Annotated in this window: 15 protein-coding genes and 1 riboswitch; of the genes, 11 read left to right on the top strand and 4 right to left on the bottom strand. The window is 62.3% G+C overall.

Going from position 1 to position 22,218, the window contains the following annotated elements; all coding sequences use genetic code 11:
- Positions 1-347: 347 nt before the first annotated feature.
- The 3 genes from trxB to NGR_RS19060 all read left to right on the top strand — a co-directional run bounded on the left by trxB (position 348) and on the right by NGR_RS19060 (position 3,940).
- The gene (gene trxB, locus NGR_RS19070; protein WP_012708104.1) at positions 348-1,322 is read left to right on the top strand and encodes a thioredoxin-disulfide reductase; all 975 of its coding nucleotides are present in this window, start codon (positions 348-350) and stop codon (positions 1,320-1,322) included.
- 115 nt (positions 1,323-1,437) lie between these two features.
- Positions 1,438-2,334: a LysR family transcriptional regulator VtlR gene (locus NGR_RS19065; RefSeq protein WP_012708103.1), complete on the top strand. Its 897-nt coding sequence runs from the start codon at positions 1,438-1,440 to the stop codon at positions 2,332-2,334.
- A gap of 682 nt (positions 2,335-3,016) precedes the next feature.
- Positions 3,017-3,940 carry a lytic transglycosylase domain-containing protein gene (locus tag NGR_RS19060; RefSeq protein WP_012708101.1) on the top strand — a complete coding sequence of 308 codons (924 nt, stop codon included), beginning with the start codon at positions 3,017-3,019 and terminating at the stop codon, positions 3,938-3,940.
- Between the two features lie 88 nt (positions 3,941-4,028).
- Here the strand turns inward: NGR_RS19060 and gyrA are convergent, their stop codons facing one another.
- A complete protein-coding gene (gyrA, locus tag NGR_RS19055) occupies positions 4,029-6,812 on the bottom strand; it encodes a DNA gyrase subunit A (RefSeq protein WP_012708100.1) in 2,784 nt (927 codons plus the stop codon).
- A 300-nt stretch (positions 6,813-7,112) separates the two neighbouring features.
- Between gyrA and NGR_RS19050 the strand changes: the two genes are divergently transcribed.
- The gene (locus tag NGR_RS19050; RefSeq protein ID WP_012708099.1) at positions 7,113-7,742 is read left to right on the top strand and encodes a MarC family protein; all 630 of its coding nucleotides are present in this window, start codon (positions 7,113-7,115) and stop codon (positions 7,740-7,742) included.
- Positions 7,743-7,802: 60 nt separating this feature from the next.
- On the opposite strand, the gene NGR_RS19045 is transcribed toward NGR_RS19050, so the two are convergent.
- Positions 7,803-8,321, bottom strand: coding sequence for a single-stranded DNA-binding protein (locus NGR_RS19045; protein WP_012708098.1), 519 nt, complete (start codon positions 8,319-8,321; stop codon positions 7,803-7,805).
- 283 nt (positions 8,322-8,604) lie between these two features.
- Between NGR_RS19045 and uvrA the strand changes: the two genes are divergently transcribed.
- The 6 genes from uvrA (at position 8,605) to NGR_RS19015 (ending at position 19,079) form a co-directional block, all read left to right on the top strand.
- Complete coding sequence (gene uvrA / locus NGR_RS19040) at positions 8,605-11,526, top strand: excinuclease ABC subunit UvrA (RefSeq protein WP_012708097.1); 2,922 nt, start codon at positions 8,605-8,607, stop codon at positions 11,524-11,526.
- A 121-nt stretch (positions 11,527-11,647) separates the two neighbouring features.
- On the top strand, positions 11,648-12,451 hold the full coding sequence (locus tag NGR_RS19035; protein WP_012708096.1) for a DUF72 domain-containing protein: 804 nt from the start codon (positions 11,648-11,650) through the stop codon (positions 12,449-12,451).
- 696 nt (positions 12,452-13,147) lie between these two features.
- Positions 13,148-16,939 carry a vitamin B12-dependent ribonucleotide reductase gene (locus NGR_RS19030; RefSeq protein ID WP_012708095.1) on the top strand — a complete coding sequence of 1,264 codons (3,792 nt, stop codon included), beginning with the start codon at positions 13,148-13,150 and terminating at the stop codon, positions 16,937-16,939.
- Between the two features lie 123 nt (positions 16,940-17,062).
- Entirely contained in the window at positions 17,063-17,326 is a 264-nt protein-coding gene (locus tag NGR_RS19025) for a hypothetical protein (RefSeq protein ID WP_012708094.1), read from the top strand.
- 83 nt (positions 17,327-17,409) lie between these two features.
- Positions 17,410-17,838 carry a GNAT family N-acetyltransferase gene (locus tag NGR_RS19020; RefSeq protein ID WP_164924330.1) on the top strand — a complete coding sequence of 143 codons (429 nt, stop codon included), beginning with the start codon at positions 17,410-17,412 and terminating at the stop codon, positions 17,836-17,838.
- Positions 17,839-18,698: 860 nt separating this feature from the next.
- Positions 18,699-19,079 carry a hypothetical protein gene (locus NGR_RS19015; RefSeq protein ID WP_164924329.1) on the top strand — a complete coding sequence of 127 codons (381 nt, stop codon included), beginning with the start codon at positions 18,699-18,701 and terminating at the stop codon, positions 19,077-19,079.
- A 42-nt stretch (positions 19,080-19,121) separates the two neighbouring features.
- On the opposite strand, the gene NGR_RS19010 is transcribed toward NGR_RS19015, so the two are convergent.
- Positions 19,122-20,099 (bottom strand): DUF1775 domain-containing protein, encoded by a 978-nt coding sequence (locus NGR_RS19010; RefSeq protein ID WP_012708091.1) that lies wholly within the window; start codon positions 20,097-20,099, stop codon positions 19,122-19,124.
- Between the two features lie 91 nt (positions 20,100-20,190).
- A complete protein-coding gene (locus NGR_RS19005; RefSeq protein ID WP_012708090.1) occupies positions 20,191-20,580 on the bottom strand; it encodes a hypothetical protein in 390 nt (129 codons plus the stop codon).
- Positions 20,581-20,845: 265 nt separating this feature from the next.
- Positions 20,846-20,933, top strand: a riboswitch (glycine riboswitch).
- A 141-nt stretch (positions 20,934-21,074) separates the two neighbouring features.
- Between NGR_RS19005 and gcvT the strand changes: the two genes are divergently transcribed.
- Positions 21,075-22,214: a glycine cleavage system aminomethyltransferase GcvT gene (gcvT, locus tag NGR_RS19000; RefSeq protein WP_164924328.1), complete on the top strand. Its 1,140-nt coding sequence runs from the start codon at positions 21,075-21,077 to the stop codon at positions 22,212-22,214.
- The last annotated feature ends 4 nt before the right edge of the window (positions 22,215-22,218 follow it).

The following is a 22,218-nucleotide window of genomic DNA, read 5'->3' as shown; positions in this document are numbered from 1 at the left end:
GTCCGCCGCCAGCCGGTCTCGCCGGGGCGATATTTCTCATGCTGTGGGTAGCACGTAACGCTATCCCTGAACGAGAGTGCCGCGACTTGCGTGCACAAAAACCTTTCTACCACCGCCGGCGGTCGCGCGACCTCGCCGCCGACAGGCACCGGATTGGCTGACTTTCCAGCAAAAGCGATGCAAAAATGCCCGATCTGGTGTCAATTTCATGGTGCGGCCGCAAGCACTTGTGTGTATCAGCAGCAGTGCCCTTGAAAGAGCGCGCTGTGAATACCTAAACTAGGGCGATATTTTCGACCCCAGCCGGACTCGACCAGTCGTTCGTCCGGCAAATTAAGGACCAAAGCATGACCGCCCGCCACACAAAAGTGCTGATCATCGGCTCCGGCCCTGCCGGCTACACCGCAGCGATCTATACGGCCCGCGCCATGCTTTCGCCCGTGCTCATTGCCGGCATGGAGCAAGGCGGCCAGCTGATGATCACCACGGATGTGGAGAACTATCCGGGCTATGCGGATCCGGTCCAGGGCCCCTGGATGATGGAGCAGATGCTGAAGCAGGCGATCCATGTCGGCACGGAGATCGTCAACGACATCGTCACCGACGTCGACCTTTCCGTGCGGCCGTTCCGCCTCAAGACGGACAGCGGCACGGAATGGACGACCGACGCGCTCATCATCGCGACCGGCGCCAAGGCCAAGTGGCTTGGGATCGAGACCGAGCCGACTTTCATGGGCTTCGGCGTTTCCGCCTGCGCCACCTGCGACGGCTTTTTCTATCGCAACAAGGACGTCATCGTCGTCGGTGGCGGCAATTCCGCCGTCGAGGAGGCGCTTTATCTCTCGAACCTCGCCAAGTCGGTCACGGTCGTCCATCGGCGCGACGCCTTCCGGGCGGAAAAGATTCTGCAGGAACGCCTGTTCGCCAAGCCGAACGTCAAGATCGTCTGGGATCATGAAGTCGTCGAATATCTCGGCACACCGGCAAAGCCGCCGATGCCCGCCTCGGTCAACGGCGTGAAGCTTCGCAATACGAAGACCGGCGCTGTTTCCGAAATGGCGACCGATGGCGTCTTCGTGGCCATTGGTCATGCGCCGGCCGTAGAGCTCTTCAAGGGCAAGCTGCGCCAGAAGCCGAACGGCTATCTCTGGACGGCGCCGGACTCGACCGCAACCGATGTGGCCGGGGTGTTTGCGGCCGGCGACGTGACCGACGACATCTATCGCCAGGCGGTCACCGCCGCCGGCATGGGCTGCATGGCGGCGCTCGAGGCGGAGAAATATCTGGCGGGTCATATGCCCGTCGCAATTGCAGCCGAATAGAAGCTGCAAAACGGGGCTGACGTTGGAGAAGCGCGGCCCCGTGTGGGAACAGACGCATCGGTGACGCGCGGAGGACATGCCCTTGTCCCCCGAACGGTCCTTTATGGGGGATTTCATGTCGCTAGACTGGGATAAACTGCGCATATTTCATGCGGCGGCAGAGGCCGGCTCGTTCACGCATGCGGCAGACAAACTCCACCTCTCGCAATCCGCCATCAGCCGGCAGGTCAGCGCGCTCGAGCAGGATGTCGGCATCAAGCTGTTTCATCGCCATGCGCGCGGGTTGATTCTGACCGAACAGGGCGAAATGCTCTACCGGACGGCGCACGAAGTGCTGATGAAGCTCGAAAGCGTCAAGGCGCAGTTGAGCGAGACTACCGACAAGCCAAGCGGCAAGCTGCGCATCACCACGACCGTCGGTCTCGGCCAGGGCTGGTTGACCGACAAGATCCAGGAATTCATGGCGCTCTACCCGGATGTCCAGGTCCAGCTCATTCTCGACAATGAAGAGCTCGACGTGAACATGCGACACGCCGACTGCGCCATCCGCCTGCGCCAGCCGCAGCAGTCGGACCTGATCCAGCGCAAGCTGTTCACGGTGCACATGCACATCTATGCCGCGCCCTCCTACATCAACAAGAACGGCGAGCCGCAGTCGATCCAGGACCTCGACAATCATCGCATCATCACCTTCGGCGAACCGGCACCCAACTATCTGCTTGACGTCAACTGGCTGGAGATCGCCGGGAGGGATCCGGACAATCCGCGCGTCTCGCACTTGCAGATCAACAGCCAGACCTCGATCAAGCGCGCTTGCCTGCTTGGGATCGGCATTGCCATGCTTCCCGACTATATCGTCGGCCGGGACCCGGGCCTGATTCAGTTGCCGATCAGTGCCGACATCCCTTCTTTCGATACCTATTTCTGCTATCCGGACGAAATGAAGAACGCCGCGAAGCTGAAGGTCTTCCGCGACTATATTGTCGCCAAGGCCCGCAACTGGAATTTCTGACGCCCAGCGCGATTGCTCGATTTATGGGCAGTTGCCAATCCCACCGTTAAGCCCTTGTTTTTTGAGGAAGTATTTTTGCGCCCGAAGCATCGGCGCAGAGCAAGCCTTTTTGTGCGATGCAAAAATATGCAGGAATGCGCGGACGGCATGGCTGTCATGCATATTAAATGATTGCTCCTCGCCCAAAAAAGCAGCATACCAAACCCAGCTGATGCATCTTTGGTGGCTTCTCCTCCCAGTGCCACCGCAGCAGCTGTTCCCCTCTGGAGGTTTTAATTACCTTCACAACTACAAGGGCCCAAGTTTTCTTGCGGCCCTCTTTTTTTGCCCGCAAACACGCACAGCCTTCAGTTGCGAAAATCTGTTGCGGAGCCATTGAACGGTCGCGCGGCGTTCCCCATATAGCTTTTGGTTGGTGCACCTGGCGGCTTCCTCCTCCCCGGCCGTCGCATCAGCTGTTCCCCTCTGGAGGTTTCCAACCTTCACAACTGACAGGGCCCAAGTTCGCTTGTGGCCCTCTTTTTTTGTTCCGTGCCGGCCGTGGTTGCGACGCTGCCGGTTGCCGCGTCTGCCCTGTTTCTCGTCGTCAGCGAAAATGCTATTTGTGATCACGCGTTCATCGCCGAGGAGCCGTATGGTCAAACCGAGCAGAGCGGGCCGATGCCACATCTGGGGCAACCGAATGGGACGTCTGGCGTGCGCTGCCGGGGCTACGCTGCTGTTCACAATCGCCCTTGCCGGTATCGGGAACGCCCGAACCGACGCTCCGGTCGCGCGCAAATGCGTTTACTCCGGTGTTTCCACGGCGAAGCCGCCGGTTCCCCTCTGTATCAGCCGAGAGAATTTCGCCCGGGACGTATGCGGCATCATCGAACACTATGCCGAGGCAAACGGCCTGCCTCCGCCCTTCTTCGCACGGCTGATCTGGCGCGAAAGCCTGTTCCAACCGGACGCCGTCAGCCCCAAGGGCGCCGAAGGGATCGCTCAATTCATGCCCGGAACGGCGAAGCTGCGCGGCCTGTCCAACAGCTTCGACGCCGTGGCCGCCCTCGGCAAATCAGCCGAGTATCTAAGCGAGCTAAAGCTGCGCTACGGCAATCTCGGTTTCGCAGCTGCCGCCTACAATGCCGGCGAAGCCGGGCTGGAGCGGTTTCTGGAGATCGATTGGCTGCCCTATGAGACGCGCGAATACGTCCTGGCGATCACTGCCCACGCCGTGGAGGACTGGCGCGACAACCCGCCCAAATCACTCGACCTTGCGCTCGACAAGAACAAGAACTTCCTGGATGGCTGCTTTGCGCTCGCCAGCTCCCGGCGACTGCGCGATATCGTGATCGTCGATGAGGCCCCCTGGGCCCCTTGGGGCGTCCAATTGGCAGCTCACTATCGGAAATCCGTGGCGCACCGCCTGTTCCTCAGTTCCGTCAAACGCCTGCCGGCGCCGATCAGCAGCGAAAAGGCGCTTGTTGTGCGGGAACGCAATGGCAGCTTCGGCGGCAGAATACGCTATGCCGCGCGAATCGGCCGCCAGACCCGCACGGAGGCGGACAAGCTGTGCGCCACCATTCGCCGCAGCGGCGGCGCCTGCATCGTCTTCAAGAACTGACCTGCCACAGCGGCGCCATCCGGTCTTGACTTTTGCGCTCACGAAAAAGCCCGCCGATCCGGCGGGCTTCTTGTTGCTGTTACCGCGCTCACTCCTCGGCGTCGGCTGGCGGCTCGGCCGCGATGGCCTCGCCGGCCGTGACGATCTCCTCGATCTCGTCCTCGCCGTCCGGTTCGCTGATCCGTTCCACCGAGACGACCTTTTCGTCCTTGGCGGTCGAGAAGATCGTGACCCCCTTGGTAGCGCGGCTCGCCAGGCGAATGCCGTCGACCGGTACGCGGATGAGCTGGCCACCATCGGAAACCAGCATGATCTGGTCGTTGTGCTCGACCGGGAAGGCTGCGACGAGCTCGCCGATTTCTGCGGTCTTCGACGTGTCCGTGGCACGAATGCCCTTGCCGCCACGGCCGGAGGTCCGGAAGTCGTAGGAGGAGGAGCGCTTGCCGAAGCCCCTTTCGGAGAGCGTCAGCACGAATTGCTCACGCGCCTTCAATTCCTCGTAGCGCTCGTTGGAGAGCTCGCCACCATTGGCGACTTCCTCGCCGACAAGCACGATCTCTTCATCCTCGCCGGTTGTGGCGCGGCGTTCGGCCGCCGACCGTTTCAGATAGGCAGCGCGCTCCCACGGTTCTGCTTCGATGTGAGCGAGGATCGCCATGGAGATGATCCGGTCGCCATCGCCGAGCGAAATGCCGCGCACGCCGATCGAATTGCGGCCCGCAAAGACGCGCACGTCGGAAACCGGGAAGCGAATGCACTGGCCGACCGCCGTCGTCAGCACCACGTCGTCGAACTCCGTGCAGGTCTCGACCGAGAGGATCTCGTCGCCCTCCTCCTCGAGCTTCATCGCGATCTTGCCATTGCGGTTGACCTGGACGAAGTCGGAAAGCTTGTTGCGGCGCACCGTGCCGCGCGTCGTCGAGAACATCACATCCAGGTTTTCCCAGGTCGCTTCGTCCTCGGGCAGCGGCATGATCGTCGTGATGCGTTCGCCGTGTTCGAGCGGCAGCATGTTGATCAGCGCCTTGCCGCGCGACTGCGGCGTGCCGATCGGCAACCGCCAGACCTTTTCCTTGTAGACGATGCCGCGCGAGGAGAAGAACAGAACCGGCGTATGGGTGTTGGCGACGAATAGCCGGGTAACGAAATCCTCGTCCCGCGTCGACATGCCGGAACGGCCCTTGCCGCCGCGCCGCTGGGCCCGGTAGGTGGTCAACGGTACGCGCTTGATATAGCCGAGGTGCGACACGGTGACGACCATGTCTTCCTGGGCGATCAGGTCCTCGTCGTCCATGTCCGGACCGCCCTCGGCGATCTCGGTGCGGCGCGGCGTGCCGAACTCGTCGCGGACGGCTGCGAGCTCGTCCTTGACGATCTGCATGATGCGCAGCCGCGAGGAAAGGATTTCCAGATAGTCGCGGATCTCCTCGCCGATCTTGTTGAGTTCGTCGCCGATTTCATCGCGGCCGAGCGCGGTCAGGCGCTGCAGGCGCAGGTCGAGAATGGCGCGTGCCTGCTCTTCCGAGAGGTTGTAGGTGCCGTCGTCGTTGATTCGGTGGCGCGGATCGTCGATCAGCCGGATCAGCGCATCGACGTCATGGGCCGGCCAGCGACGCTCCATCAATTGCTCGCGGGCAGTCTGCGGATCGGGCGCATGGCGGATGAGCTTGATCACCTCGTCGATATTGGCGACGGCAATGGCAAGGCCGACCAGGACGTGGGCCCGCTCGCGTGCCTTGCGCAGCAGGTATTTGGTTCTCCGGCTAACGACTTCCTCGCGGAAGGCGACGAAAGCACGCAGCATGTCGAGCAGCGTCAGCTGCTCGGGCTTGCCGCCGTTCAGCGCCACCATGTTGCAGCCGAAGGAGGTCTGCAGCGGCGTATAGCGATAGAGCTGGTTGAGGATGACCTCGGCATTGGCATCGCGCTTCAGCTCGATGACGACGCGATAGCCCTGCCGGTCGGACTCATCGCGCAGGTCCGAGATGCCCTCGATGCGCTTGTCGCGCACCAGTTCGGCCATCTTCTCGATCATCGTCGCCTTGTTCACCTGATAGGGAATCTCGGTGATGATGATCTGCTCGCGGTCGCCGCGCATCGGCTCGATATGGGCGCGGCCGCGCATGATCACGGAGCCCCTGCCCGTCTCATAGGCCTGGCGAATGCCGGCGCGACCGAGGATCAGCGCGCCAGTCGGGAAGTCGGGGCCCGGAACGATCTGCATCAGCTCCGGCAATTCGATCGCCGGATCGTCGATCAGCGCGATGCAGCCATTGATGACTTCGCTCAGATTGTGGGGCGGGATGTTGGTCGCCATGCCGACGGCAATGCCGCCCGCGCCGTTGACGAGCAGGTTCGGGAACTTCGCCGGAACGACGACCGGCTCCTGCAGCGTGCCGTCGTAGTTGTCGCGGAAATCGACCGTTTCCTTGTCGAGGTCGTCGAGCAGCGAATGGGCCGCCTTCTGAAGCCGGCACTCGGTATAGCGCTCGGCCGCCGGCGGATCGCCGTCGACGGAGCCGAAATTGCCCTGGCCGTCGATCAGCGGCAATCTGAGCGACCAATCCTGCGCCATGCGCGCCAGCGCATCGTAGATCGCCATGTTGCCGTGCGGATGGTATTTACCCATCACGTCACCGGTAACACGGGCGCATTTGACGTATTTCTTATTCCAATCGATGCCGAGTTCGCTCATCCCGTAGAGGATGCGGCGGTGAACGGGTTTCAAGCCGTCGCGTACATCGGGAAGCGCGCGGGAAACGATGACGCTCATGGCGTAATCGAGATAGGACCGCTGCATTTCCTCGATGATGGAAATCGGCTCGATGCCTGGCGGAGTCTTTCCGCCGCCGGGAGTGCTTTGCTCAGTCAATGTCGATCACGATCTTTGTTCAGAATCAGTCAGTTCTTATAGCCGAATGCCGCTTCGAGCGCCAATTTTGGCCAATGGTTTTGAACAGCCTTTTGCCGGTGTAACGGGCTTTTCTAGGGCACGCACCCATAAATCGGAAAGGCTTTTGCGCAAACATCGAACACATCCGGCGTGCCCGCCCGCGCCCGGTGTATGCTATCGCGCGGCGATTGACTAGTCGGCCCTTCCCAAGCGCGCATGGGTTACCTAAGAATGCAGCGCGACCAGGGAACTGCCCTGGAGGATCCGGAGGGGGAACGGATGTTCAATGTCGATCTGTTGGTCAATGCGCTGACGACGCTGCTCGTCACACTCGATCCGCCGGGTCTCGCGCCAATCTTCCTGAGCCTCACGGTCGGATTGAACCGGCAGGAGCGCTTCCAGGTTGCCACGCGCGGCTCGTTGATCGCCTTCTTCATTCTCGCTGCTTTTGCCCTCTTCGGCGACGGCATTCTCGGACTGCTGGGCATCTCGATCGGCGCCTTCCGCATCGCCGGCGGCCTGCTTCTCTTCTGGATCTCCTTCGAGATGATCTTCGAGCGGCGCCAGGAGCGAAAGGAAAAAACCGGCGAAACGGCGGTAACGAAGGACCACATTCACAATATTGCCGTCTTCCCCCTCGCCCTGCCGCTGATCGCGGGTCCCGGAGCGATCTCGGCAACCATCCTTCTCGGTAGTTCCCTTCCCTCGGTCATAGGTCGCGCGCAACTTCTCATCGTCATCGCCGCCTCGATGGCACTGCTCTTTCTGGCCCTGGTGATCGCTGATCGGATCGACCGCTTTCTCGGCGTCACCGGTCGGGCGATCCTGACCCGCCTCCTCGGCGTGATCCTCGCGGCGCTGGCCGTGCAGTTCGTCGTCGATGGCGTCCGCTCGGCATTCCAGGTCTAAACGCGCAACGGCCCGCTCAGAGGCGGGCCGAACGTTCTTCGGGGTTCTCGATCCTGCCGATCAGAACGGAATGTCGTCGTCGAGATCGCGTGAGAAATTGCCGCCGCCCTGGTTCGACTGGCCGCCGGAGCGTCCGCCGCCGGAGGATTGCCGCGGCTGATCATAATCCTCGTAACCGCCGCCACCGCCGTAATCGCTGCCGCCGCGACCGGCTCCGCCGCCCTCGCCGCGACCATCGAGCATCGTCAGCGTCGAGCTGAACCCTTGCAGCACGACTTCCGTCGTGTAACGGTCATTGCCGTTCTGGTCCTGCCATTTGCGCGTCTGCAACTGGCCTTCGATATAGAGCTTGGCGCCCTTCTTCACATATTGCTCGACGACCTTGCAGAGGCCTTCGCTGAAGACGACGACATTGTGCCATTCCGTCTTTTCACGGCGTTCGCCGCTGTTGCGGTCGCGCCAGGTCTCCGAAGTGGCGATCCTCAGGTTGGCGATCGGCCGGCCGTCCTGCGTGCGCCGGATTTCCGGGTCGGCCCCGACATTCCCGATCAAGATCACCTTGTTGACGCTACCAGCCATATCGCTTTTCCCGTGTTTCCGCCGAACCGCCGGCCCGGCTTTCAAATATCTCAAGAGCGCGCATCTTAGCGGCCAGCCGCCGCCGATACGCCCCGCATCCTACATAATCCACAGCTCATTTGGCAGGCTTTGGCTTATGTTTGTTCTTTCTTTGTTCTAATATTCCCGTATTATCCTGTCAACCGAATCGCAATTGAGCCGCCTCTTTGCCGATTGCGCCTCGACATGGGCGTTCTCGTCATTACATAGGAGGCTTTCAACCGACATGCAAAACTGGCTTCCGATGAGCGAACTCAAGACCCTCTCCATTCGCGGCGCGCGCGAGCATAACCTCAAAGGCATCGACCTCGACCTGCCGCGCAACAAGCTGATCGTGATGACCGGCCTTTCGGGCTCGGGCAAGTCTTCGCTCGCCTTCGACACGATCTATGCCGAGGGCCAGCGCCGCTATGTCGAGAGCCTATCGGCCTATGCCCGGCAGTTCCTGGAGATGATGCAGAAGCCGGACGTCGACCAGATCGACGGGCTGTCGCCGGCGATCTCGATCGAGCAGAAGACGACCTCGCGCAACCCGCGCTCGACGGTCGGCACGGTCACCGAGATCTACGACTATCTGCGCCTGCTCTTCGCGCGCGTCGGCGTGCCCTATTCGCCCGCGACGGGCCTGCCGATCGAGAGCCAGACTGTCAGCCAGATGGTCGACCGCGTCCTGGAGTTCGGCGAGAGCACGCGACTCTATATCCTTGCGCCGCTCGTGCGCGGCCGTAAGGGCGAGTACAAGAAGGAACTCGCCGAGCTGATGAAAAAGGGCTTCCAGCGCGTCAAGGTCGACGGCCAGTTCTATGAGATTGCCGATGTGCCGGCGCTCGACAAGAAATACAAGCATGACATCGATGTCGTCGTCGACCGCGTGGTCGTGCGGGCCGATCTTGCCACCCGGCTTGCGGACAGCCTGGAAACCTGCCTGACGCTCGCCGACGGTCTGGCAATCGCCGAATTCGCCGATAAGCCGCTGCCGCCGGAAGAGACGGCCGCCGGCGGCTCCGCCAACAAGTCGCTGAACGAAACGCATGAGCGGGTGCTGTTCTCGGAGAAATTCGCCTGCCCGGTTTCCGGCTTCACCATTCCGGAAATCGAACCGCGGCTGTTCTCCTTCAACAATCCCTTCGGCGCCTGCACCACCTGCGACGGCCTCGGCAGCCAGCAGAAGATCGACGAGGCGCTGATCGTCCCCGAGCCGAACCGCACCTTGCGGGACGGCGCGATCGCGCCTTGGGCGAAATCGACCTCGCCCTACTACAACCAGACGCTCGAGGCGCTCGGCAAGGTCTTCGACTTCAAGCTCGGCACTCGCTGGAGCGAGCTCTCCGAGGCGGCGCAGAAGGCGATCCTGCACGGCACGGAAGAGAAGATCACCTTCCATTATCAGGACGGCGCCCGCTCCTATAACACGACGAAGACCTTCGAAGGCATCGTGCCCAACCTCGAGCGGCGCTGGAAGGAGACCGACAGCGCCTGGGCGCGCGAGGAGATCGAGCGCTTCATGTCGGCGGCGCCCTGCCCCGCCTGCGCCGGCTACCGGCTGAAACCGGAGGCGCTGGCCGTCAAGATCGACAAGTCGCATATCGGCGAGCTCACCGAGATGTCGATCCGCGCCGCGCGCGACTGGTTCGAAACGCTTCCCGAAAGGCTCAGCACCAAGCAGAACGAAATCGCCGTGCGCATCCTCAAGGAGATCCGCGAGCGGCTGCGTTTCCTGAACGATGTCGGCCTCGAATATCTGAGCCTGTCGCGCAATTCCGGTACGCTTTCCGGCGGCGAGAGCCAGCGGATCCGCCTGGCCTCGCAGATCGGCTCCGGGTTGACCGGCGTGCTCTACGTGCTCGACGAGCCGTCGATCGGCCTGCACCAACGCGACAATGCCCGCCTGCTCGAAACGCTTCGGCATCTGCGCGACATCGGCAACACCGTCATCGTCGTCGAGCATGACGAGGATGCGATCCTGACGGCGGACCATGTCGTCGACATCGGCCCGGCCGCCGGCATTCACGGCGGCGAGATCGTCGCCGAGGGCACGCCCTCCGACATCATGGACAACCCTAAGTCGCTGACCGGGAAATATCTCTCCGGCGAACTCTCCGTCGCCGTTCCAGGCGAACGACGTAAACCGAAAAAGAAGAAGGAAATCACCGTCGTAGGCGCGCGGGCTAACAATCTGAAGAACGTGACCGCGTCGATCCCGCTTGGCGTCTTCACCGCCGTCACCGGCGTTTCGGGGGGCGGCAAGTCGACCTTCCTGATCGAGACGCTCTACAAGGCGGCCGCCCGCCGGGTCATGGGGGCGCGCGAGAACCCCGCCGACCACGACCGGATCGATGGCTTCGAGCATATCGACAAGGTGATCGACATCGACCAGTCGCCGATCGGCCGGACGCCGCGCTCGAACCCGGCGACCTATACCGGCGCCTTCACGCCGATTCGCGACTGGTTCGCCGGACTGCCGGAGGCGAAGACCCGCGGCTACCAGCCGGGCCGCTTCTCGTTCAATGTCAAGGGCGGCCGCTGCGAAGCCTGCCAGGGCGACGGCGTCATCAAGATCGAGATGCACTTCCTGCCGGATGTCTATGTCACCTGCGACGTCTGCCACGGCAAGCGCTACAACCGCGAAACGCTCGACGTGCATTTCAAGGGCAAGTCGATCGCCGACGTTCTCGACATGACGGTCGAGGAAGGTGTCGAATTCTTCTCGGCCGTTCCGGCCGTCCGCGACAAGCTGGTGACGCTGAACCAGGTCGGGCTCGGCTATATCAAGATCGGCCAGCAGGCGAATACCCTGTCGGGCGGCGAAGCCCAGCGCGTCAAGCTCGCCAAGGAACTGTCGAAGCGCTCGACCGGACGCACGCTCTACATCCTCGATGAGCCGACAACCGGCTTGCATTTCCACGACGTAGCCAAGCTACTTGAAGTTCTGCATGAACTCGTCAACCAGGGCAACTCGGTGGTGGTGATCGAGCACAATCTCGAGGTCATCAAGACGGCCGACTGGGTCATCGACTTCGGGCCAGAAGGCGGTGACGGCGGCGGCGAGGTCATCGCGAAGGGAACGCCGGAAGACGTGGTGAAGGAACCTCGCTCCTATACCGGTCAGTTCCTGAAGGAGCTTCTGGAGCGCCGGACAGTGAGGAAAGTCGTCGCGGCCGAGTAATCGGGTGGCGGTTCCTTTTTAGGATCGACCAAGTCTTGCGCTCGCCTGCATCTCGACGGGCGAACCTGCGCGACAAATGAGACGGGAGTACGGGCGCGTTGCGGCCCTCGAGGAGGAAATGATGGCAGAAGCAGGAAAGATCCGTGTCGGCATCGGCGGCTGGAATTTCGAGCCCTGGGAGGAAAGCTTCTATCCCTCCGACCTTCCGAAGAAGCGGCAGCTTGAATTCGCCGGCAAGGAACTGCGCGCCATCGAGGTCAACGGCACCTATTACAGCTCGCAGAAGCCGGCCACCTTCGCCAAATGGGCAGCAGAGGTGCCGGACGGCTTCATATTCTCCCTGAAGGCCAGCCGCTTCGTGACGAATCGCAAGGTGCTGGCGGAGGCCGGCGAATCCATGGAGCGATTCCTGACGCAGGGCCTGACGGAACTTGGCGACCGGCTCGGTCCCATCCTGTGGCAGTTCGCCCCGACCAAGAAGTTCGATCCGCAGGACTTCGAGGGCTTTCTGAAGCTGCTGCCGGAAAAGCAGGACGGCTTGAAGCTCCGGCACGTCGTCGAAGTCCGCCACCCTTCCTTCCAGGTGCCGGAGTTCGTCGCGCTCCTCGATAAGCACAAAGTGGCGGCGGTTCTCGCCGAGCACGAGGACTACCCGATGATTGCCGACGTCACCGCGGATTTCGTCTATGCCCGGCTGCAGAAGGGCAGCGACGACGTCAAGACCTGCTATCCGCCGGTCGGCCTCGACCTCTGGGCCGAAAGGCTCAAGACCTTTGCAGCGGGCGGCGAGCCGGATGGGCTGGAAAAGAGCGCGCCGAACCGGAAGGCGGAGAAGGCGCCCCGCGACGTCTTCGCCTTCTTCATCAGCTCGGGCAAGGTCAATGCGCCGAATGGCGCCCGGGAACTGCAGAAGCGGGTGAGCTAGCGCGCGAAACAGGACCAGGTCCGCGTCGATGTGCGCAGCAATTCGCGAGGTGGCATCGTGCTTCGGAGGCCGACCTCACGGCCACCACATGTAGTCATTCGAATCAGGAGAGCGAGCGCTTCACATTCCGGCGCGTTTCGCAATTGTCAGTAGAATTTCGGAATGCCCCCTACCTGTTTTTTTACCCGTGAAAACTCTCATTTTCTGTCCGGCGTTGCCGCCTGTTGCAAGGCAGCCACCCGAACCCCCTGATTTTCAACGGATTGGTAGATGTCCCCGTTTTCCACAGTCGATCCACACAAGATATAGCGCTCAAAATTCCGTCACAAACCACCCCTTGACGCCCAAAGGCGATTCACGGTTAATGGATTTCACGTTGCGACGGCGGCGGACCGGGAAATGAAGTGACCGGTTCATCCCCCAAATCGTCGGTTCTGGCAGGTGGCTGAAGCGGATGATCCCCGCGTGGGCCGCAGCGGGAATTTTGCGCGATTTTTTGGGCCGCCGAAACGACATTCAGGCTGGCGTAAAGAACCTGTTAATACTATATTTAGTGTTTGCAGCCAGCATCACCACAAGATACTGGAGACCCTGGTTTGGGTTTCCTCTAGCGAACGGAAGCTGAAGCTGGCTGCGGGAGACCTCGCGGCCGGGCGGGGTTAACTGCGCCTTGGCGCATGGCAAAAGGACGGGACAATGAAGATCGAACGTCGGTTCACGAAGGCAGGGCAATCCGCCTATGCCGAGATAGAATTCCGCAAGGCGACGAGCGAGATCAAGAATCCGGACGGGTCGATCGTCTTCCGCCTTGCCGATATCGACGTGCCGGCGCAATTCTCCCAGGTCGCCGCCGACATTCTCGCCCAGAAATATTTCCGCAAGGCGGGCGTGCCGGCCAAGCTGAAGCGCGTTGAGGAGAACGACGTGCCCTCCTTCCTGTGGCGCTCGGTTCCCGACACCGAAGCACTGAAGGCGCTGCCGAAGGACGAGCAATACGGTTCCGAAACCGACGCCCGGCAGGTTTTCGATCGCCTCGCCGGCACCTGGGCCTACTGGGGCTGGAAGGGCGGCTATTTCGAAACGGAAGAGGACGCCAGCGCCTTCCGCGACGAGCTTGCCTATATGCTCGCCACCCAGCGCGTCGCGCCGAATTCGCCGCAATGGTTCAACACCGGCCTGCACTGGGCCTATGGCATCGACGGCCCCGGCCAGGGCCATTTCTATGTCGACCCCTTCACCGGCAAGCTGACCAAGTCGAAGTCGGCCTATGAGCACCCGCAGCCGCATGCCTGCTTCATCCAGTCGGTCGGCGACGACCTCGTCAATGAGGGCGGCATCATGGACCTCTGGGTGCGCGAGGCGCGCCTCTTCAAATACGGCTCGGGCACTGGCTCCAACTTCTCGCATCTGCGCGCCGAAGGCGAAAAGCTCTCGGGCGGCGGCAAGTCCTCCGGCCTGATGAGCTTCCTGAAGATCGGCGACCGCGCCGCCGGCGCCATCAAGTCGGGCGGCACGACGCGCCGCGCCGCCAAGATGGTGGTCGTCGACATCGACCATCCGGATATCGAGGAATACATCAACTGGAAGGTCAAGGAAGAGCAGAAGGTCGCGGCTCTCGTCACGGGCTCGAAGATCGTCGCCAAGCACCTGAAGGCGATCATGAAGGCCTGCGTCAATTGCGACGGCAGCGACGACGCCTGCTTCGACCCGAAGCAGAACCCGGCCCTGAAGCGCGAGATCCGCGCCGCCAAGCAGGCGCTGGTGCCGGAAAACTACGTCAAGCGCGTCATCCAGTTCGCCCGCCAGGGCTACAAGGACATCCAGTTCAAGACCTATGACACGGACTGGGATTCGGAAGCCTACCTGACCGTCTCCGGCCAGAACTCCAACAACTCCGTCTCGATCAAGGACGACTTCCTGCGCGCCGTCGAAGCGGATGACGAATGGAACCTGACGGCCCGCAAGGACGGCCGCGTCATGAAGACGCTGAAGGCCCGCGATCTCTGGGAGTCGATCTCCTACGCGGCCTGGGCCTCAGCCGATCCGGGCCTGCACTTCAACACGACGATGAACGACTGGCACACCTGCCCGGCGGCCGGCCCGATCCGCGCCTCCAACCCGTGCTCGGAATACATGTTCCTCGACGACACGGCCTGCAACCTCGCTTCCTTGAACCTGATGCAGTTCAAGGATGCCGCCACCAAGCGGATCAACATCGCCGATTACGAGCATGCCGTTCGCCTCTGGACGGTCGTTCTCGAAGTCTCGGTGATGATGGCGCAGTTCCCGTCGCGCGAGATCGCCGAGCTCTCCTATGAGTACCGCACGCTCGGCCTCGGCTACGCCAATATCGGCGGCCTGCTGATGTCGTCCGGCATCCCCTATGACTCGGCCGAAGGCCGCGCCATCGCCGGCGCGCTGACCGCGATCATGACCGGCGTTGCCTACGCAACCTCGGCCGAGATCTCGGCCAAGCTCGGCCCCTTCCCCGGCTTTGCGCCGAACCGTGAGAACATGCTGCGCGTCATGCGCAACCACCGCCGCGCCGCCCATGGCGAGACCACCGGCTATGAGGGCCTGTCGGTCAACCCGGTCGCGCTCATCCATGCCGATTGCCCGGATCAGGAGCTGATCGCCCACGCCAAGAGCGCCTGGGACGAGGCCGTCGAACTTGGCGAAAAGCACGGCTACCGCAACGCCCAGGCGACCGTGATCGCGCCGACCGGCACGATCGGCCTCGTCATGGATTGCGACACCACCGGCATCGAGCCCGATTTCGCGCTGGTGAAGTTCAAGAAGCTCGCCGGCGGCGGCTACTTCAAGATCATCAACCGGGCCGTTCCGGAGGCGCTGCGCACGCTCGGCTATTCGGAGAGCCAGATCGCCGAAATCGAGGCCTATGCGGTCGGCCACGGCAACCTCAACCAGGCACCGGCCATCAATCCGACGACGCTGAAGGCAAAGGGCTTCACCGATGAGAAGGTCGATGCCGTCAATGCGGCGCTGAAGTCCGCCTTCGATATCAAGTTCGTCTTCAATCAGTGGACGCTCGGCGCCGACTTCCTCAAGGGCACGCTGAAGGTCAGCGACGAGCAGCTCGCCTCGATGGACTTCAATCTGCTCGAGCATCTCGGCTTCTCCAGGAAGGACATCGAAGCTGCCAACATTCACGTCTGCGGCGCCATGACGCTCGAGGGCGCGCCCTTCCTGAAGGCCGAGCATTTGCCGGTCTTCGATTGCGCCAACCCCTGCGGCAAGATCGGTAAGCGCTACCTTTCGGTCGAAAGCCACATCCGCATGATGGCGGCCGCCCAGCCGTTCATCTCGGGCGCCATCTCCAAGACGATCAACATGCCGAACGAGGCGACCGTCGAGGATTGCAAGAACGCCTACATGCTTTCCTGGAAGCTGGCGCTGAAGGCCAACGCCCTCTATCGCGATGGCTCCAAGCTGTCGCAGCCGCTGAACGCCTCGCTGATCGAGGACGAGGAGGACGAGGAGGCGATCGAGGAGCTGTTGCAGGCGCCGGCCGCCGCCCAGGCGGTCGCGGTCACCGAGAAGATTGTCGAGCGCGTCATCGAAAAGGTCATCCGCGCCCGCGAAAAACTACCGAACCGCCGCCAGGGCTATACCCAGAAGGCGATCGTCGGCGGCCACAAGGTGTATCTGCGCACCGGCGAATTCGGCGACGGCCGCTTGGGCGAAATCTTCATCGACATGCACAAGGAAGGTGCGGCCTTCCGGGCGATGATGAACAACTTCGCCATCGCCATCTCGCTCGGTCTCCAATATGGCGTGCCGCTCGAGGAATATGTGGAGGCCTTCACCTTCACCAAGTTCGAGCCGGCCGGCATGGTCCAGGGCAACGACGCGATCAAGAACGCCACGTCGATCCTCGACTACGTGTTCCGCGAGCTCGCCGTTTCCTATCTCGGCCGTCACGACCTCGCCCATGTCGACACCTCCGATTTCAGCAACACGGCGCTCGGCCGCGGCATCCAGGAAGGCAAGACCAACCTCGTCTCGACCGGCTGGACGCGCGGCTACAAGCCGACGGTCGTCGGCGGCACGGCCGACCGCTCGGAGCCGAAGGGGGCCTCCACCGGCGCTCCGACCCGCGCCTCGGGCGGCGCCACGGTCACCGCGATCGCCGGCAACGCCGTCCGCAAGCTGGAGCCGGCAACAGCCGCCGCAACCTCGGAAGTCGTCGCCTTCAAGCGCGACTATGAGGAGCGCGCCGCCGAGCTTGCCGAGGAGATCGCCGAAGAAGTCGAACAGGAAGTGACCGCTCTCTTCTCCGACAGGGCCGCCGCGGAAGCCGCCTCCGCCAAGTCGGAAGCCAAGAAGGTCGAAGCCGAACGCCGCGCCCGCTCCATCATGCAGGGCTACACCGGCAACATGTGCTCCGAGTGCCAGAACTTCACGATGGTCCGGAATGGGACTTGCGAGAAGTGCGACACGTGTGGTGCGACGAGCGGGTGCAGCTGAGTTGATCTAGCAGCAGCACGCACGCGCGGCGGCGGCGCCAACCCCCCGCCCTCCACAGACGCCGGCCCGAGGGAAAACCTCGGGCTGGAATGCGATAGGGAACAAAAGAAGAATTGATGGAAAGTGCTTAAAGACACCAAAGCCGGAACCTTTAAGCAATGGACTGGCATCAGCGAATCCCGCAACGTGATTGCCGCTAAACGAATCAGAATCGGAGAATCCATGCGCCTGAAGTATCTGATCGCCGCCGCATTGGCGGCCGTGGCTCTATCGGGATGCGCCAGCACCGGCGGCGCAGGCAATACGACCTACGCCCAATGGTATGGGCCAAACCCCGTTCCCGATTTCAGCGCCGCGACGCCCGGCGGTGTGCGCATGGCCTACTAATTGTCCGAGCTTCTCATCGGACACCCGCGTGGTGTATGGTGAACGCTGGATCAGTCCCTCCAGACAGTCGGGATTGCATCGTCTTGTCCGCTCCCATCCTCGACATCATTCCCGATAACCCCGACCCTGACGATATCAGCGCCATCGTCGCGACGCTCGATGCCTACAACAATGCCAATAGCGGCATGGTCGACCAGAACGGCTTTGCCGTCGTCATCCGTGATCCGCAAACGCGCGTCGCGATCGGCGGGCTCTATGCGACCGACGGCTACGGTTGGGCGTTCGTCAGGTATTTGGCCATTCCGGAAGAATATCGCGGCCACGGCCTCGGCCGGCGAATGATGGAAGAGGCGGAGAAGATCGCCAGGGCGCGGGGCTATATCGGCCTGTGGCTGGACACATTCGAATTCCAGGCCCGTCCCTTCTATGAAAAGCTCGGCTTCGAACTCTTCGGCGAACTCGAGGGCGGGGCGGGCGCCATTCCGCGCTATTTCCTGAAGAAGCGTTTCTGACTGCGCTGTCGGCGTGATCCCTTGAAATCCCGCTGGTCGTCCCCATCTACCGGTCACCACCCGTATCGAGGACCATGCGCCGACATTCTTGTCGGGCGCTTTCGCGTCTTCCGGGTTGGAAGGGCGCTCCCCGAAAGGGTCGAGCGCCCTTCCTGTTCTTGCCGAGCGGCAGTTGCTTCAAACTTGGAGATGATCCCGCGCTCACCGCGGCGGGACGATGCCCTGGTAATACTCGCCTTCTCCGCCGACGTGGACGGTTTGCGAGCATGCCGTGAGCGTTGCGAGTACGAGCAACAATAGGATCCTGCGCATGGATCTCGGCCCCTTTCCTAAAGGATTGACGGCCATTGATATTCCGGCCTTCGCCAGGGATCAATTCCCCTGTCTGCCCTCTCCCCTATGTTGCGAGCAGCAGGCGCTCTGCCGCGTTCCGCAACGCAGAGCCTGGACCCTTCTAGAACTGCGTCGGTGGAATGATGCCCGGATAGTAGTCGCCTTGTCCGGGCATATACGGGCTGTAACTGGGGGATCTTCCCGTTTGGGCGCACGCAGCGAGTGTAGAAAGTGCTATCAGCAACAGCAAAGCACGCATGGTCCCGTCCTTCCTGACCGAGTTCACCGATGCTCTTCAGGGGCGCAGGGTCTGCGCCCGCTTCTCTTCGTCAGGCTGTGATTGTACATCTCGCTCAACCGTCGGCATAGACCGCCGAAAGAGGACGGTTCGCCTGGCCAGATAGCCCAGAGCGCGCCCGAGCCCGAAAAACGCTCGCATTCAACTAAAATCCGACCGCCCGGCTTCACCGGGTCGCAAATCAAAGCGTGGCAGAGAGAAGGGAGGAGCGTATTTCAGGGCGAACAGCGTGACACAGGTCGTAACCGTTTCCGCCACAACGGCAGCTTATGCGGCGGATGCCCTCAAGCCGTCCGCGCGTGTGCGCGGCGATGGTCCCGCCGATGAAGCCATTACACTGCTCTCGGCGCGGCCGCAGGAGCAGTCGGCCCTTGCCCCTGCGGTTCTCAGGACGAAGGGTGCCCTTCCCCTGGCGCTGATGCTGATCAGCGCTGAACAGCGTCCGCCTCAGGAGAGCGAGGCGGAGACATTGCGCCGATACCTCGAATTCATGCAGGCGGAGCAAAGCGACAATCGCGGGGGCGATGAGCAGGATGAAGCGCCTCCCGATGAAGGCGAGAGCGGCGATGAAATCGCAGCCATGCTCGATGCGTTCATCCAGGAAGCATGACTGGAGCGGGTCCGACCAAACCCGCTCCACCCGGCAAAGGGCTTACTTGTGCTTGTGGCCGGCCGCTTCACCGCCGGCAGACCCGACCGGCAGGACATAGTCGACCTTCCCAGCCTTCTTGAAGGTGAGTGTGACGGGCACGGCGTCGCCCTCGGCGAAGGACTTCGGCACCTCAATGAACATCAGGTGCAAGCCGCCGCTCTTCAATTCCACCGTCTCGCCCGCCGGGATAACGATGCCGTCCTCGAGCTTGCGCATTTTCATGACGTCGTTCTCCATCGTCATTTCATGCAGTTCGACGCGGCCGGCCGCCGGGCTTTCCACGGCGAGCAGCCGGTCGTCGGCGCTGCCGGTATTCTTGACGACAAAGCCGCCGCCGCCGACCTTTGCGCCCGGCAGCATCGCCTTGACCGAACCGCCCGAGATTTCGAGATCACCGACTTCGACCGGACCGGCCGCGGCCTGATGAGTGCCATGCCCGCCATGGGCCTGTTCGTCGCTTGCCGGCGTCACCGTTACGGTCGGTGCCGGATGTTCGAGCGCGTGGGCATTCTCGCCGGCGGCCGGCACCTCATCCCAGACGATCTTTGCCTCAGTGCCGCAAAGCTGCGTGGTCGGGAAGGCAAGCACCGTTTCCTCGTCGAAGCCCGAGACTTTGCCGCGGATGACGAAGGTGTCGTAATAGTCGTCCGGCAGATTGCCGCCCTTCCAGCGGATCTCGACCGGACCGGAGGAAACCTTGGTTCCGTGGTTGTCATAGGTCTTCTGGTAGTCGCCCTTGATGATTTCCAGCTCCCAGCCGGGTTTCGGTTGTGGCTTTGCGAAAACGAAGCCTTCCGGCAACTTCACCTGCACCTCGGTCGTCGCCTTGCCGTCGCAACCATGCGGCACCTGCAGGATTGCCTTGAAGGTCTCTTCGTTCGGCGTGCTGTCAAGCTCGAAGCTTGCATGTGCGTGGGCCATGCCGGCTGCTGCGAGCGTCAGGCCGGCCGTAATGAAAGTAAGTCTGGTCTTGATCATGTCGTAAATCTCCGAACCACACACCCTAAGACACGGGCTTCGTGGTCAATGCCGCCGAGCGGCGTGATGAACGTCGAGTCTTTGGAGAGCGTTACGACAGGATTGGCGGCCCGCGCGGAGGCGGCAAGAGCCGCATAGGCGCCAGCGCGAACTGAACTTCGAAGGCAGGTGGCTCGGCGCGCCAGTTGCCGTTGTCGGCCGGCACACTTGCCTGCGGCGGTTGAGGGATGAGCACCGAGGCTGCGAGGCGGCAGGCGTCGCAAATCGGAGCGATCGCAGGCGATTTGCTGCCCTGGTGGTCGACACCCTCGGCGCCGAAGCAAATCTCCGCGAAGGAACCGTCGGGAAGTCGATACTCGGCTGCGAGCGCCGCCTCTGCGCCGAGAGCAAGGGCGGGCTTGTGGGCGAAAGACAGGAAAACGAGCCCGATGGCGGCTAGCAGCCGCACCGCGATTCGCCATCTGTCCCGTTGTCCGATCAACATCGCCTCCTACAGCGCCGCGCGTCTTGTCAGACGCGCAAAGGTCGCTGTAGCACTTTGAGTTTCTGCATGTCTTTGTCCTTAGATCGAGATCGGTCTAAGGAGACATGCAGTAGCCGTCTCTTGGTTAGCCACAACCGACGGCAAATGCAAAGGCCGATTTGCCGCAGGCAGCACGAGAGCGACGATGAAGCCATGGCGACAAAAATATGTTCGGTCGCGACATTCGCCCTTGCCAAAATCCCGCCTTCGCCGTTATCTGGAGACGATCTTGTTGGGAGAAACCGGTTCAATCCGGTGCCGAAGGAGCAACCGCCCCGGAAACTCTCAGGCCAAAGGACCAGCAAGGTGCCGGTAGGACTCTGGAGAGAAGCGGTTACGCTCGCCGAAGGGATAACAATCTCAGGCAAACGGACAGAGGGGGCTCGAATTTGTCGGCGTTTGACGCCGGTAGTGTGAGCCGGCGCGCCAAGCGCCAGACCTGGAGGCCGGACTTGGAAAGCAACTCCCGCTTGATTCATACGCCGTTGCATGCCCTGCACCTTTCGCTCGGTGGCCGCATGGTGCCGTTCGCTGGCTATGAAATGCCGGTTCAATACGCAGACGGCGTGCTCAAGGAACATCTGCACACGCGTGCCGCGGCGGGCCTCTTCGATGTGTCGCACATGGGCCAGATCATCATCCGTCCGAAATCCGGCCGGATCGCCGATGCCGCCCTGGCGCTCGAAAGGCTCGTGCCGGTCGACGTGCTGGGTCTTGCCGAAGGTCGCCAGCGCTACGGGCTCTTCACCAATCCGGACGGCGGCATTCTCGACGACCTGATGATTGCCAATCGCGGCGACCATCTCTTCCTCGTCGTCAACGCCGCCTGCAAGGACGCCGATTTCGCGCATTTGAAGGAAGGGCTTGGCGACAGCTGCGATGTCACGCTGCTCGACGACCGCGCCCTCATCGCGCTTCAGGGCCCCCACGCCGAAGCGGTGCTTTGCGAACTCTGGGCGGATGTCGCCTCGATGCGCTTCATGGACGTGGCGGAGGCGGATCTCCACGACGTCACCTGCATCATTTCGCGCTCCGGCTATACGGGCGAGGACGGTTTCGAAATCTCCATTCCCACCGCGTCGGCGGTCGACGTCACGCAGCGCCTGCTCGAGCATCCGGACGTGCTGGCCATCGGTCTCGGCGCGCGTGATTCGCTTCGCCTCGAGGCGGGTCTCTGTCTCTATGGCAACGATATCGATACCGGTACGACGCCGGTCGAGGCGGCGCTCGAATGGGCGATCCAGAAGAGCCGCCGTGCCGGCGGCGAGCGCGCCGGCGGCTTCCCCGGTGCCGACCGCATCCTCGCAGAATTTGCAGGCGGAACGAGCCGCCGCCGCGTCGGCCTGAGGCCGGAAGGACGCGCCCCCGTCCGTGGCGGCGCCACGCTTTTCGCCGATGCGGACGGCACGGTGCCGATCGGCTCCGTGACATCCGGCGGCTTCGGACCGAGCATCGATGGCCCGGTCGCCATGGGTTATGTCGAAACCGCCCATGCAGGGAACGGCACACAGATTTTTGCGGAGGTGCGCGGCAAATACCTGCCTGTCACGGTGTCCGCCCTGCCCTTCGTCAAACAAACCTACAAACGCTGATCAG

It is taken from the genome of Sinorhizobium fredii NGR234 (genome assembly GCF_000018545.1).
Lineage (GTDB): Bacteria > Pseudomonadota > Alphaproteobacteria > Rhizobiales > Rhizobiaceae > Sinorhizobium > Sinorhizobium fredii_A.
The sequence above is the reverse complement of the archived record's forward strand: the minus strand, read 5'-3'. Positions and strand labels throughout refer to the sequence as shown.

Bases quoted from the DNA above. Each gene is read 5' to 3' on its own strand.
- NGR_RS19065 (WP_012708103.1), top strand. From the start codon at position 1,438: ATGTCGCTAGACTGGGATAAACTGCGCATATTTCATGCGGCGGCAGAG.
- trxB (WP_012708104.1), top strand. From the start codon at position 348: ATGACCGCCCGCCACACAAAAGTGCTGATCATCGGCTCCGGCCCTGCC.
- NGR_RS19045 (WP_012708098.1), bottom strand. From the start codon at position 8,321: ATGGCTGGTAGCGTCAACAAGGTGATCTTGATCGGGAATGTCGGGGCC.
- NGR_RS19035 (WP_012708096.1), top strand. From the start codon at position 11,648: ATGGCAGAAGCAGGAAAGATCCGTGTCGGCATCGGCGGCTGGAATTTC.
- NGR_RS19060 (WP_012708101.1), top strand. From the start codon at position 3,017: ATGGGACGTCTGGCGTGCGCTGCCGGGGCTACGCTGCTGTTCACAATC.
- NGR_RS19050 (WP_012708099.1), top strand. From the start codon at position 7,113: ATGTTCAATGTCGATCTGTTGGTCAATGCGCTGACGACGCTGCTCGTC.
- uvrA (WP_012708097.1), top strand. From the start codon at position 8,605: ATGAGCGAACTCAAGACCCTCTCCATTCGCGGCGCGCGCGAGCATAAC.
- NGR_RS19010 (WP_012708091.1), bottom strand. From the start codon at position 20,099: ATGATCAAGACCAGACTTACTTTCATTACGGCCGGCCTGACGCTCGCA.
- NGR_RS19030 (WP_012708095.1), top strand. From the start codon at position 13,148: ATGAAGATCGAACGTCGGTTCACGAAGGCAGGGCAATCCGCCTATGCC.